Source organism: Coleofasciculus sp. FACHB-1120, from assembly GCF_014698845.1.
Lineage (GTDB): Bacteria > Cyanobacteriota > Cyanobacteriia > Cyanobacteriales > FACHB-T130 > FACHB-T130.
The window spans coordinates 81,988-95,814 of the sequence record NZ_JACJTV010000020.1 but is presented as its reverse complement, the minus strand read 5'-3'; the positions used below and the strand labels follow the sequence as shown (position 1 = coordinate 95,814).

The 13,827-nt window shown below is 46.6% G+C and carries 10 protein-coding genes and 2 pseudogenes; 4 read left to right on the top strand and 8 right to left on the bottom strand.

Features of this window, described 5'->3' with window-relative positions; translation table 11 throughout:
• Window positions 1-86 (top strand): annotated as a pseudogene (locus tag H6H02_RS17865) (IS1 family transposase); the annotation flags it as partial.
• Here the strand turns inward: H6H02_RS17865 and H6H02_RS17860 are convergent.
• The 6 genes from H6H02_RS17860 to H6H02_RS17835 form a co-directional block, all read right to left on the bottom strand.
• Entirely contained in the window at window positions 62-445 is a 384-nt protein-coding gene (locus H6H02_RS17860; RefSeq protein ID WP_347342628.1) for an IS630 transposase-related protein, read from the bottom strand. The pseudogene H6H02_RS17865 and the gene H6H02_RS17860 overlap by 25 nt on opposite strands.
• A 306-nt stretch (window positions 446-751) precedes the next feature.
• On the bottom strand, window positions 752-2,203 hold the full coding sequence (gene xylB / locus H6H02_RS17855; protein ID WP_190820176.1) for a xylulokinase: 1,452 nt from the start codon (window positions 2,201-2,203) through the stop codon (window positions 752-754).
• A gap of 260 nt (window positions 2,204-2,463) precedes the next feature.
• On the bottom strand, window positions 2,464-3,294 hold the full coding sequence (locus H6H02_RS17850; protein WP_190820174.1) for an alpha/beta hydrolase: 831 nt from the start codon (window positions 3,292-3,294) through the stop codon (window positions 2,464-2,466).
• Between the two features lie 157 nt (window positions 3,295-3,451).
• Complete coding sequence (locus H6H02_RS17845) at window positions 3,452-3,688, bottom strand: hypothetical protein (protein ID WP_206757295.1); 237 nt, start codon at window positions 3,686-3,688, stop codon at window positions 3,452-3,454.
• Between the two features lie 109 nt (window positions 3,689-3,797).
• Window positions 3,798-4,031 (bottom strand): hypothetical protein, encoded by a 234-nt coding sequence (locus H6H02_RS17840; RefSeq protein ID WP_242040759.1) that lies wholly within the window; start codon window positions 4,029-4,031, stop codon window positions 3,798-3,800.
• Window positions 4,032-4,292: 261 nt separating this feature from the next.
• The gene (locus tag H6H02_RS17835; protein WP_190820171.1) at window positions 4,293-5,234 is read right to left on the bottom strand and encodes a DUF5996 family protein; all 942 of its coding nucleotides are present in this window, start codon (window positions 5,232-5,234) and stop codon (window positions 4,293-4,295) included.
• 108 nt (window positions 5,235-5,342) lie between these two features.
• On the opposite strand from H6H02_RS17835, the pseudogene H6H02_RS17830 reads away from it, so the two are divergent.
• Window positions 5,343-5,540: pseudogene (locus H6H02_RS17830) on the top strand (DUF4351 domain-containing protein).
• A 33-nt stretch (window positions 5,541-5,573) separates the two neighbouring features.
• On the top strand, window positions 5,574-6,413 hold the full coding sequence (locus H6H02_RS17825; RefSeq protein WP_190820167.1) for a M28 family peptidase: 840 nt from the start codon (window positions 5,574-5,576) through the stop codon (window positions 6,411-6,413).
• A gap of 292 nt (window positions 6,414-6,705) precedes the next feature.
• Here the strand turns inward: H6H02_RS17825 and H6H02_RS17820 are convergent, their stop codons facing one another.
• A complete protein-coding gene (locus tag H6H02_RS17820; protein WP_190820166.1) occupies window positions 6,706-8,688 on the bottom strand; it encodes an alpha-amylase family glycosyl hydrolase in 1,983 nt (660 codons plus the stop codon).
• Window positions 8,689-8,790: 102 nt separating this feature from the next.
• Window positions 8,791-9,723, bottom strand: coding sequence for a ribonuclease D (locus H6H02_RS17815; protein WP_190820164.1), 933 nt, complete (start codon window positions 9,721-9,723; stop codon window positions 8,791-8,793).
• Window positions 9,724-9,963: 240 nt separating this feature from the next.
• On the opposite strand from H6H02_RS17815, the gene H6H02_RS17810 reads away from it, so the two are divergent.
• Window positions 9,964-13,779, top strand: a complete 3,816-nt coding sequence (locus H6H02_RS17810; RefSeq protein WP_190820161.1) for a hydantoinase B/oxoprolinase family protein — start codon at window positions 9,964-9,966, stop codon at window positions 13,777-13,779.
• Window positions 13,780-13,827 lie beyond the last annotated feature (48 nt).

Sequence of the window (13,827 nt, the reverse complement as noted above, 5' to 3'; positions counted from 1 at the left end):
CGTTATCGTTCTCTAAAAAATTGAGCAATCATATTGGGGCAATTTGGTACTTTGTGCATCATTACAATGCCTCTCTTCGTTCGTGACCATTACTATTCAGCACTACCCGTTTTTTTTTACGGGTCAAACCAATCTTGTCTAGAGCATGACTAATATTTTGCTGCGTCACATTATCGCCCCACAGCTGCGCCATCTGCTTCTGGGTCTTGCCTCCATACTGTTGAGCAAACGCTCGAAAGCGTTCCCAATCAGTAATTTTATGCCGACAGCCTCTTTGAAAGTGGGTGATGGCTTGACAATCTCCCGTTTGTGTTTCCCTCTTGAGCCATAGGTCTAGAGTATTACGACTGATGTTAAACATCTTCGCTACGTTTGTTTTGCGTTCTCCTCGTTTAACCGCTTCGATTGCTTTTTGGCGCAGGTCATAGCTGTAAGGAGCAGGTATGGTAACTCCTAAGTCTTCTTCTATCCCTAGAATAACGTCCTAACACATCTGTGTAATGCTATACCCCCCTGAGTTAAGACAACTTTTTTGTCATCTTCCTGGTAGTTTATAGATGCAGCTTCATTGCACTGTATGTATAAATCAGAGGCGTCGGCTGATTTGGGAAGGTTTATTCCACTTACTATATTCATCTAATCTCTACCTATTCTGTTAGTAAATTCATTTCTTTCATTTGACTGATATTAAACAGTCGTACCTTAAGAATTAATTTGTAAATACCTTCTAATACTTCCCTCGTGAGGCATATTAACTTTTTTCAGAGTTTTTAAGTCGTGGATAAAGGGATTGATATCGCATGAAAGCCTCTTCTAGAACCCAATCAAGTGATTGGGGAGTTGCAGCAAGCGTTGGTGCGGCTGCCAGTTTTTTCGTGTCATTAGCATCTGCGTATATGCCAATTCCTATACCCGCCAGTAGAGCAGCACCCCGCGCGGAAGCAGCAGCAACTGTAGTTGCATAGAGGGGTATTCTCAATACATCAGTCAGTAATTGTTTCCAAGGCATTTCTGCCGTTCCACCGCCTGCTAAACGCATTTCTGTCGCTTTAAAACCTGTTGCCTCCAGTGCCTCAAAACCTTGTCGCAAGGCAAAAGCAACTCCCTCTAAAGCTGCCCGCATCAGGTGCGCCTGTGTGTGATGAAGTCCCAGCCCTACCCATGCCCCGCGTACATAGGGGTCAAGGTGTGGAGTTCGCTCACCTGTGAGGTATGGCAAAAATGTCAACCCTTCACATCCTGGGGGAACAGAAAACGCTTTAGTATAGACTTCCTGCCAGCTCAAGCCGAGGATACCTCGCACCCACTCAAGCGCTAACCCGGCATTTTGCATTGCTGCAAGGCTGTACCACTGGTTAGGTACGGCGGTTCGATAGAGATGGGTACGACCATGAGGATCGATAATTGGTTGCGATCGAGGTGTAATGATTTGAGCGCCTGTGCCGATGGTTAGTTGAACCAAACCAGGCTCTAGTAGTCCGTTACCAAGCGCTGCCGCTGCGGTATCGGCAGCACCAGCGATAACAGGTAAGCCAACTCTTAAGCCAAGATGCTCTGAAGCAATAGTTGTGAGGTAGCCGGCGATCGCACTAGAGGGGATAATTTTTGGTAACCAATCACTACGTAGATTCAGCGCCCAGATGGCTTCCCTTGCCCAGTTGTCCGACACAAGATCGTAAAGCAAAGTACCACTAGCATCTGATGGTTCGGTTGCGACTTCTCCAGTCATCCGTAACCGCAGCCAATCTTTTGGCTGGAGTGCCCAACGCGCTTCGGTGTAGACAGTAGCCTCGTGTTCTCGTAGCCACAACAAAGTCGGGCCCGCCATTCCAGCCGTAACCGGGTTGCCCAAGCGCTCTAGAATAGCGGCATCGAGCGAATGATAAATGTTCAGCGTGGCACTAGAGCGAGTATCTGCCCACAGGATAGCAGGACGCAGAGGCTGACCCGACTCCGAAGCTAGGACAACACCGTGCATTTGCCCTGAAAGTGCGATCGCCTGTACTCGATCGGCGTTATTTCCTACAGCCTTCCTCACAGCAGAGGCAACAGCTAACCACCAATCTTCTGGTTCCGACTCAGCCCATCCAGGGTGGGGTGCATGAACAGGATAAGAGCTTGATGCTTCACCTATAGCGGTTCCGTCTGTCGCTAGGAGCAATGCCTTAGCAGAGCCTGTTCCTAAATCTATGCCAAGCAACATTAGGTGATCCTCAAATACTTAAAAGTTAAGAATTCAAAATTAGATTTGTTGCCAAATATAGCCGTCGCCATAGAGATTAGGACACTGTCTTAAGAACGGCTTCCGTTTCCGTCGCATCGCGCAAAGTATGGGAGTGGTGTAGCTGTTTGCGAATTCGACTTTTCAACCAAGCCGAGCATTTCTCTATGCGGTTGAACTCAGGCGAATAGGGGGCAGATAGACTACTTGGGCACCATCGGCTTCAAGCAACTGGGCAGTAGTTATTCCTGTGGGGATTGTAGGATGCGTTGTCTATGCTTCGCCAGAAAATCAAGCATGACCTTCGCTACAGTATCCGCCGACTCTACCACAAAGGCGTGACCACCTTGCTCGAGGATAGCTAGTTCAGCATTGGGTATACCTTGAGCTAGTTGCTCCGAAAATCTGACCGGAGTAAGAAGGTCTTCTTTGCCAACCATAACGAGTGTAGGGCAATGAATGTTTGCAAGGCGATCGCTGGTATCACTGCCAAGAATAGCTCGGCTTTGGTGATATAGTCCATGAGGTGTCGGCGCAAATGGTTGATTCTCAATCCAGGTGATGAGTTGTTCCATTACCCCTGGAATCGAGTAAAACGCATCGGTAAACAGCCAAGGCAAGAGAACCCTCTGATAAAGCGTTCCCTCTAATTTCTGTGTCAAGTCGCCAAACAATTTGATGAGTGAATTAAACTTTTCATCTCCCCTTGCCCAAGATGAGAGAAGTATCAAACTTTGGATTCTTTCGGGATATGCCAAAGCCAGTTCTTGAGCAATCTGTCCACCCATTGAATGACCTGCCACATGGACTTGAGAAATGCTCAAGTAATCCAACAGCGCGGCTGCATCAGCCGCCATTTGTTTGATGCTGTAAGGACTGTCTGGCGCTTCACTTTGCCCAACTCCTCGGTTATCAAAGCGAATCACCTGATACTGCTTAACTAGCGATCGCATCATTGCAGCCCAAGTTGAACTGTCACTGTCAAACCCCGCTATCAGCAGTAATGGCTCGTTTTCGCTGGAACCTTGAATGTTGTAGTACAAATCAATGCCGTTGACCTGAATTACTGACACAGGCTTTTCTTGAGACTATCGATTTCAATTGCTTGCATCACTTTCTAGCGGAAGTCATAACTGTAAGGTTTTGCTATAACAGGTTGCGGGGAGACTACTACTGTATAGTCTATGTTTTAATGAAACTGCCAACAGCTATAAAGCTAAAAATCACCGCTTAACCGATCGAACCGATGATGCGAGCGCGATCGCCTTCTTGCGATTGCTCAACTAAAGTATACAAACAATCTTGGGATTGAAGCGCATCCCGCATTCGCCTGTCATAGTCACTGTCCAGCAATCCAACACCACAGATTCCCCAGTCACTACTCAGGATGCTGATGGAAATAATCATCGAGATAGAGCGCTTGGTGCGATCGATGAAATCCACTAACCCCAATATGCACAAATCCATTAGTAATTTGATGGCGATCGTACTTGGGTATGTGAACGTTTCCAGGTAAACGGGACAAGGATGCTTCATTCAGCTTGATTGTTGAGTCTGTGTTGGTATTGCTGTTCATTTATTTGGTGAAGCTGTCTTCCACGACAAACTGCCAAAATGGTTCGGTTACAATGGGTGCGCGATCGCGCACCTGCAACAGTCGGCTGGGGTAGTTATAGTCGGAGTCTTGCTCTTGAGGCACAATCCTGTCTACAACCGTATTGGGAAATGCCGCGTTATCCCTGATGTATTCTGCAAGCTCAGGCTCAATCAACTCAGCGTAAGCTAGCAATGCGAATGTAGGGGCGTGCATCTGGGCGCTCCTACAAAGTTGCAAGTACAAAGCCTAAATTACTGCGATTCAAAAAAGGCAATCGCCAGGATGTTCCAGCCTGTGCCGAGTTACTCGTCCGTCTGCTCTCCAGTTAGAAGATTTGGCGAGGCGCTGTTGGATTTCTTCTCTTGTAAGTGATTAGATCGCCTGGTGATACAAACTCTCTATGAAGTGGCACTGAATGAATAAAGCGGAGATGATGTCATCCCATATACGAATAGAAGCGATCGCAGACTCGCTTTATTCACTCGTGACTGGAATATCTTCCAACGCAGCTCGCTCCCAATCTCCCAAATTCGCCCCTGCCTCATAAGTGCTTTGTAGAAATTGCAGCACGGCTGTATCTGGATCGTCTGCTTGTCGCACCGCCTCATAGGGCAGGACAAATTCTTGCAGCTCCGGGCTATAGAATGCAGACTCTGGTTGAATTGGATAATCCTTGAATCCGTCTGGTGTTGGGTAGGCGTAAGCATAAAATAACGCTTCTGTTGAACCACCCCCAAACCAAAAACCACAACTGCTGACTTCATGGGAATAAGCCTCTCGCGTTACCCAATCTGCCATGTTGGGTACACCCCCTGGATGTTCGGGTGCCCTTCGTCCAGAAAAGCGAGTCACAGCCAGATCAAAACTGCCCCAAAAGAAATGGACAGGGCTGCACTTTCCGATATAGTGGGAGCGAAATACGGTCATGATGCGATTGGCTTGTACCAGAATTTGCCAGAAGCGTTGAGCAGATTCCGGATTGTAAGCATGATGTTGATGGTCTTGCTCAAATGGGATCGCATCGGCAATTTCTTGGGGCATTGTCCAGATTTGCACTTCGATACCGAGATCCTTCAGGGTGTTCATCACTTCCTGATAAAAATCAGCCACCGAGCGAGGAGCAAGTGCCAGACTTTTGGTTGTACCTTCGCTTGTCTCGATTTTGAGTTGTTGATCGAGAAAATCAAAGGTGATTTGAAAGCTGCGTGTACCGTTAGGAATTGGGCCAGTGGTAAGTCCAGGGGTGGTGACATACAGCGTCGAGTGCCACCAATGGTTGATTTTCGGGGCTAATGCTAACCGGATTTTACCAATAATTTGTGTCCACAAATGCAGCGTTTGATAGGTATCTTGCCAAGCTGAGAGGGACAAAGGGAGCCAAACAGCGTTCGATGAGCGGTGAGCGGAAGTCGTCATGAGATGAATCTCCATGCTCAGGATCGGCAGTAGATACTATAAACAGTATCAGCCTTTGAAAAAAATTTGATTAGCCAACTGTTTAGAGAGGAAATTATCCGAGAATCGGTGATTTATCAAAATACCCTGCAAAAAGGACGGCAACGAGAAAGGGTAGCATTGATTATGCATCAGCTTACCCGTCGGTCTGGCGCGATCGCTCCCGAACTACAAACTAAAATTCAGCAATTATTCATTCCCCAGTGAGAAGAGTTAGGCGAGGCGCTGTTGGATTTCTCCTCTGTAAATGATTTAAAAATGAATTGAGCGCTTGGTTAGAAACTTAGGAGCAATAGACAATTGGATTTAAAAGAAAACTTGCGATCGCATCTCACCCAGATAGTACGCGATCGCGACCCCTATCTCGCCAGTTCCGGGCATTTCTACGTCCAGCACTACATCCGCGAACAACTGCAACAATGGGGAACGGTAGAAACCCACGAGTTCAGCATTCGCGGTCAAAACCATCAGAATCTCATTCTGAATCTACCGGCGGCTACAAATAATCAGAAGCCACCGATTCTTATTGGCGCACATTATGACGCTGCACCCGGAACCCCAGGAGCAGATGATAATGCCACGGGTGTCGCCGCGCTATTGGAATTGGCGAGAATTTTCGCAGCAGAACCCGTAAAATACCCGATGCGATTGGTTGCTTTTGATATGGAAGAATACGGGATGCTGGGGAGTCAGCAATATGCCTCTGATTTGAAGCAACAAGGACAATCCCTTCGCTTGATGCTTTCCTTAGAAATGCTGGGATATTGCAATTCCGCCCTAGGTTCGCAACGCTATCCCGCTGGATTAGAACGTTTTTACCCAAATCGGGGTGATTACATTGCTTTGATTGGCAATTTACCGACTATTCCTGATTTAATTCACCTGAGTCGCAACATTCGTAAAGTTGGAGTTCCAAGCGAATGGTTGCCGGTGCCGAATAAAGGTTTAATGGTCCGCTCAACGCGACTGAGCGATCATTCGCCCTTCTGGGATCTGGGTTATAAAGCCATGATGGTGACAGATACGGCATTTATGCGGAATCCACACTACCATCAGCCGAGCGACACCATAGAAACCCTGGATTTGGACTTTCTTACCGGCGTCTGTCATGGTTTAGCTTCTGGTATTCGCCGTTTGTAATGGTAATTTGGACAAAACTAATTCTCCACACTTCTAATTAGATGCCCATCTGAGCAGAAGAAAAACTATAGGAAAATGCAAAAACGCTAAGTCATTCTCAAGCGGTTGGTAAACTAATTTGAAATCGGGATTAACTACTAGAAATTCAGTCGAGCGCTATCATTCTGACTACGCCACGCTGCGACAAAAGTTAATTAGCTACCAGCAAATCTAGCAGAAAATAGTGTGTATTGATGTTGAGAAACCCGTAGGGACACGGCAGTGCTGTGTCCCTATTTAAAGGTGAATTGCTTTAAACTAGCTCGTACACCTTCGCTTCCCAAGGGAAGATACCTTCTCTCCCTACCCATTCAACTGGAACCATGCGATCTTGCGTGATTTCTTTCCACTGTTTACCTGCCGGAGTTGCAGGCCAATTCGGTATTTTATATTCAGAACCGGGAGGAGTCCCATACTCAGAGAAATTCGCCACCACAATCACTAACTGCTCGTCTTTGCCTCGCTTCCAGACTAGGACTCGCTTGCCTTCATTGAAGTCTGCATGGAGAAAATGAGTGTCGTTAACGGCTAAGGCATTAGAAGTAGTCCGAAACTTTACTAATCGGGCAACATAGTTAAAAATACGTTGTCGCCAATCATCAGTTAGACGGCTGTAATTAACCGGATCGACCTGTTTTTTATCATCATCTGAGGTTGGTAAATCATTCTGATCGGCAAATTCATCTCCTGCCAGAATCATCGGAATTCCAACAGCAGTGAGCAAACAAACAAATGCTAGCTTGATGCGCTTTTCTGCATCAAAAACTTGATTGTTATTTAGGTAGCTGTAGAGACGTTCGTTGCCAAAGCCTCCCACATCATGGGAAGTCAGATAATTAACCGCTTGAGAACCATCTGCAAACCCTAAATTACGACAGTCAATGAGTTTGCGGACGCTCCATTCAAAGCTAGGCTCATCAGAAGAATTTTGTCCTAGAATGACGCTACGGATAATATGCTTAAACTTTTCGTTCCACAGTCCATCGAGACGATTCTGTGAAACTAAAGCTAGAGGTACGCTTAATTCTTCACCGACTACGAGAAATTTATCGCCGCTTCCTTCCCGTTCCTGCCAAAGCGATCGCGCATAATCTTTGAATTCCTGCAAAAAGTCATAATTGCCAATATTGTTGACGCTATCGAGGCGCAATCCATCCACTCGATAATATGTCATCCAGTGAGCGATGTAGGCTTTCATGTATTCGCGGGCAGGAACAAAACGCGATCGCGTACCTGCAAGCGGATGATACCCTTCTACCCAATAGTTATACTTAAACAAATCACCGCCAAATCCGTCCCGATTTCCTTGTTCTGGATCGCCGCTATTAAACTTGATGTAAAATTCTAGATAATTAACGTTGCGGTAAGGATTGTTGTAAGAGAAAGCCATTACGGCATCAACAAAAAAGCGCACGCCGTGTTGATGACAAACTTTGATGAGATTGATTAAATCGGTGGAAGCAGTGGGTGCTTCTTGACCAGCGGGGCGACCTAAGTCATAATCGGCTGCAAAATAATTAGCCGTACCGTAGCCCCAATTATCTGTTTGATCGCTATCAGAGGGCGGTAAAAGTTCCAAAGCATTGACACCTAATTCCACCAGATGAGCGCGGTTTTGTAAAGCGCGGACTGTAGAAAAAGTAGGCGCGATCGCTTCTTCCACAAATAGAGAAGTTACGTCTCGAAAAGTCCCGCTTCCTTCTTGAATTCCCCCAGTTGAACGGATTCGAGTCCAGCGAGTGGGTAACTCGTAAATCACTAACCGATTATTAGGTTGTATGCTTTCTATCGTATCTCCGACCCAGTCCGCCGTTTGTCCCTTCGGATCGCACGGAACCAGCATTTTATCTCGGTAGAGGATGACGCTGGCTGGATCAAAGTCGGATATACCCTCTTCTGAAAGGACTTTCGGTGCAGAGAAACGCCGATCCACCGTGTAAGCGGTAGGATCGGTGCAGTAGAGAATTCGATGCGTGTTGGTGTAGGCGTCAGTGTCGCGGACTTTAAACCAGTAGAAATAGACCTCTCCGTCTGTTAAATTGCAGTTTTCTGCTGGTATTTCCCAAAGTTCTGGAAAATCTGTTGATTGGATTAAGTCAAATTCTTGAAAATTTTCAAATGAGCTTGGATTATCTCCAGCGAAGTAGCCGATGTAAAGCGTTGGAGAGGGTTGAATATTTCCTGGACGCCACAAAACGAAATGTGTCTGCTTGCGGGTTAATAGATCGGGAATCATAATAGAAACACTCTGAATCGCAAAGGTAAGTTACTGAAGTTTTAAACAGAAGAGTAGCATCCAATTCCGGATAGAAGAGTAGAATTTTACTACCAGATTTTTCTAAAATGGAACATCGTCATTCTCTTCTTCCTCGGTTGGATCTTTGGGAGTCAGCCGCCAGCTAGTACTTTTCTCTTCTTCTACCGGCAGTTCCGCAATCAAGTCACCCAATTCCTTCTGAAGATTTTGGGTGAGCGTTACCGGAAATTCTAAATCAATCCCATGAATTTCCGCCATTCTTGCCAACTGGTTAAACGGAATTTTTTTTGTAGTTCGCTCATAACTGGATAATTGGAAATATTTCGTTTCTGATAGTTCCTGTGCCTGCATTGCAGCTTTGAGCCTATTTTGGATATGGTCAATTTCGGTATCCAGTAGCTTCCATTGCTGCTCAATTTCTCGATAGCGTTGGGATAGGGCTGTTACATTTTCTTGTTCTGGATCTGGACTACTCAATTGAGTTAATTCCAACAGTCGCTGATGCACGTGAGCCAGATAAATTGGGTCCATTTTTGCATACTGTAGCTGGCTTTCTGTCAGCGGTCGCTGTCCCCAGTCACTGCTTTGTTCGGTTTTGTCTATATTGGGAAAATAGCACAGGTTTTCTGCCAGAGTTCTCAATTGTAAATTTGGCACTGGCAATAAATAGTAAGGGATTGATTTGGCAATTTCCAATGTGCAACTTACATTTTTCGCTTTAGTTTTCCCTAATAATTTCAGGTCATAGCTGGAATTGTGGAAGACCTTTTCAATTGCAGGATTGACCATGATTTCTTTAATAAAAATTTCTGCAATTTTAGGATTTTCCAAAACATCTAAGATGCAAACGCTATCTCCGCTTACATCGGTAAAGTCATCTAGTATTTGAATTAAAGATAGTTTTGGCTTACGAGTATTATAATCAGCAACCTCTGTATCTAAGTACAGAAGCTGGCGTTTTGAATATTCATCAATCAGAACTTTAGCTTTCTCTGTTTCGCTAAGGTAAAGCATTCTCTAAAACATCCTTTCTGTAAACAAAATTTCAATAAGAATATTCTTTGGTTCAAACTCCAGATTTATAGAAATTAATACCTGTAAATTCTGTTATAAAAAAGCACTTTTATACAAAAAATATATTTATTAAGATGATTTAGACATTTTTAAACTAAAACCGGACAAACTAGCAACGGTATTTATAATAAAAATTAATTAGAAAGATTTTATCATCAACATCGCGCGATTATTTTTATTATGCAATCCAATCAACCTTCCCACGTAAATAACCGCTGGCAATTCTGGATCGATCGGGGTGGTACGTTTACGGATATTGTGGCGCGGCGTCCCGATGGACAACTGGTGATTCATAAGCTGCTGTCGGAGAATCCAGAACGGTATGCTGACGCACCAATACAGGGAATTCGGGACATTTTGGGAATTGCGGCAGATGCACCTATTCCATCGGAACAGATTGCAGTTGTCAAGATGGGAACGACTGTGGCGACGAATGCGCTACTGGAACGCAAGGGCGATCGCACTCTTCTGGTCATTACTCAGGGATTTCGAGATGCCCTTCGCATCGGCTACCAAAATCGCCCCGATATCTTCGCCCGTCACATTGTATTGCCAGAGATGCTCTACGAGCGAGTGATTGAGGTCGAGGAACGCTACAGCGCCCAAGGCGAAGAATTAATCCCGGTAGAAACCGGATATATCGCATCTCTACAAGCAGCATACGACGACGGGATTCGCTCCTGTGCCATTGTCTTTATGCATGGCTATCGCTATCCCGAACACGAGAAACAAGTAGCAGATGCAGCGCGGAAAATTGGATTCACTCAAGTCTCGGTATCGCACGAAGTTAGCCCGTTGATGAAGTTGGTGAGTCGCGGCGATACTACCGTTGTTGATGCTTATTTATCGCCTATTTTGCGGCGTTATGTAGATCGAGTTGCCAGTCATTTGGGTGGTACGGTCGGAGACAATATATCTGGGTTAACCTCTCCCCAACCCCTCTCCTACAAGGAGAGGGGCTTTTCCCCCTTCCCTGGTAGGGAAGGGGGTCGGGGGTTAGGTCTGCCCGACCCTAACAGTATTGATAGTGGGGTTTGCCCGTCCCTACAGTTCATGCAGTCCAATGGTGGACTTACCGATGCCCAACAGTTTCAAGGGAAAGACAGTATTTTATCTGGTCCGGCTGGGGGCATTGTCGGCGCGGTACAGACAAGCTTGATGGCGGGATTCAACAAAATTATCAGCTTTGATATGGGCGGGACTTCTACGGATGTCGCCCACTATAACGGCGAATACGAACGCACCTTTGAAACGGAAGTTGCCGGAGTGCGGCTGCGGACGCCGATGATGGCAATTCATACGGTTGCTGCTGGTGGCGGTTCGATTCTCTTTTTTGATGGGGCGAGGTATCGCGTGGGACCCGAATCAGCGGGGGCGAATCCGGGGCCTGCTGCCTATGGAAAAGGCGGTTCGCTGACTGTGACGGATTGCAATGTGATGGTGGGCAAGTTGCAACCGGAGTTTTTCCCGAAATTGTTTGGATCGAACGGAGATTTGCCGCTGAATGCAGAAGTAGTGCGGCAAAAGTTTAGTCAACTGGCGGCAGAAATTGGCGACAATCGGACGCCGGAACAGGTGGCGGCTGGATTTCTCGCGATCGCAGTTGAAAAAATGGCAAGTGCGATTAAAAAAATCTCCCTCCAGCGCGGTTATGACGTTTCGGAATATACTTTGTGCTGCTTTGGTGGCGCAGGGGGACAACACGCTTGTTTGATTGCTGATGCGTTGGGGATGAAGCAGGTGTTTCTGCATCCCTACGCTGGCGTGTTATCAGCTTATGGTATGGGTTTGGCAGATATGCGGGTGCTGCGGGAACGGGCGGTGGAGGCACCTCTGAGTGAGGAATTGCTATCGACGATAGATGGGATCTTGGCGGAGTTGGCAACAGAGGGAGAGGAAGAATTAAACCGCAAAGACGCGAAGAACGCGAAGGAAGAGGAGGAGGTTCAGATAGTTCGGAAGGTGCATTTACGGTATGAGGGGACAGATTCGGCGCTGGTGGTGAATTTTGGGGATGTTGCGGCGATGAGGGCGCGGTTTGAGGAGGCGCATCGGCAGCGTTACGGTTTTATTGTGGAGGAAAAGGCGCTAATTGTTGAGGCGGTTTCGATTGAGGTGGTGGTGAAAACGGATGTTCTGGAAGAACCAACGATCAACCGTCGCAGCGATGAACTTCCCTCGCCGGTGGCAACGGTACAGATGTATACAGCGGATCGGTGGTACGAGACGCCAGTGTATAAGCGAGAGGATTTGCAACCCGGAGACTGTATTTCTAGCCCTGCGATCGTTGCCGATGCGACGGGTACGAATGTCATTGAACCCGGTTGGCAAGCACAGCTAAGCGATCGCAATCATCTGATTTTGCAGCGTTCGGCAGATTTACAATCTTCAATCCAAAATCCAGAATCTAGAATCCTCAATCGTCCCGATCCGGTGATGCTGGAGATTTTCAATAATTTGTTTCGCGCGATCGCTGAACAAATGGGTATCACTCTGCAAAATACCAGTTCCTCAGTCAACATCAAAGAACGCTTAGATTTCTCCTGTGCAATTTTTGACCAACATGGGCAGCTAGTCGCCAACGCCCCCCATATTCCCGTACATCTGGGTTCCATGAGTGAAAGCGTCAAAAGTTTAATTGACGCTTATGGCGACACTATCCAACCCGGAGATGTCTTTGCCTCAAATAATCCCTACAACGGCGGCACGCACCTACCCGATATCACTGTAATTACCCCTGTATTTGCTTCCTCTCCAGACGCGATAAATCCCGTCTCTACAACCTCCCCTCCCACGCTTCCCCTCTTCTACGTCGCCTCGCGGGGACATCATGCAGATATCGGCGGGATTACCCCAGGTTCCATGCCTCCAAACAGCACCACAGTAGAACAAGAAGGAGTGCTACTTGATAATTTCCAACTAGGACGGGGACATTTTCGAGAAAAAGAATTGCTGGAACTGCTTGCATCTAGCCCTTACCCAGCCCGAAATCCTAGTAAAAATATTGCAGATTTGCAAGCACAAATTGCGGCGAACGAACGCGGTGTGCAAGAACTCCACAAAATGATGGAGCATTATGGTTTAGAGACTGTGCAAGCGTATATGGGCTTTGTACAGGACAATGCGGAAGAGTCGGTACGTCGGATTATCGAAGTTCTCAAAGATGGCAGTTTCACCTGTCCTCTGGATAATGGCAGCGCGATCGCAGTTACCATCACCATCAACAAATCGACTCGCAGCGCCAAAATAGATTTTACCGGCACTTCTCCTCAGCAACCAACCAATTTAAATGCACCGGCAGCCGTGTGCAAGGCAGCAGTATTGTATGTCTTCCGCACTTTAGTGAATGACAATATTCCCCTCAATGCGGGTTGTCTCAAACCTTTGGAAATTATTATTCCCGAAGGGTGTATGTTAAACCCGCGTTATCCTGCTGCTGTTGTGGCGGGAAATGTAGAGACTTCGCAAAACATTACCGATGCTTTGTATGGGGCGCTGGGGGTGATGGCAGCTTCCCAAGGAACGATGAATAATTTCACCTTTGGAAGCGATCGCTATCAATACTACGAAACTATCTGCGGTGGTTCCGGTGCTGGCGCTGACTTCGACGGCACCGACGCCGTACAAACTCACATGACAAACTCCCGTCTCACCGATCCAGAAGTATTGGAGTGGCGATTTCCTATCCTTTTAGAAAGTTTTGCGATTCGTCCCAATAGCGGTGGGAATGGGCATCATCATGGAGGGAATGGTGTTATCCGTCGCCTGCGTTTTCTTGAACCCATGACTGCTGGAATTTTATCAAGTCGTCGTGTCATTTCTCCCTTTGGTTTGCACGGTGGTGAAGCGGGTGCAGTCGGGAAAAATTATGTGCAGCGTAGTGATGAAAGTGTAGAGGAATTAGGAAGTACAGGGGTTGTAGAAATGCAGCCCGATGATTTGTTTGTTATTGAGACACCTGGAGGTGGAGGTTATGGAATTGCCAAAAATCTGTAACTTATAATTAATACATGATAAAAGCAATACTCATCCTTCAATAAGAAA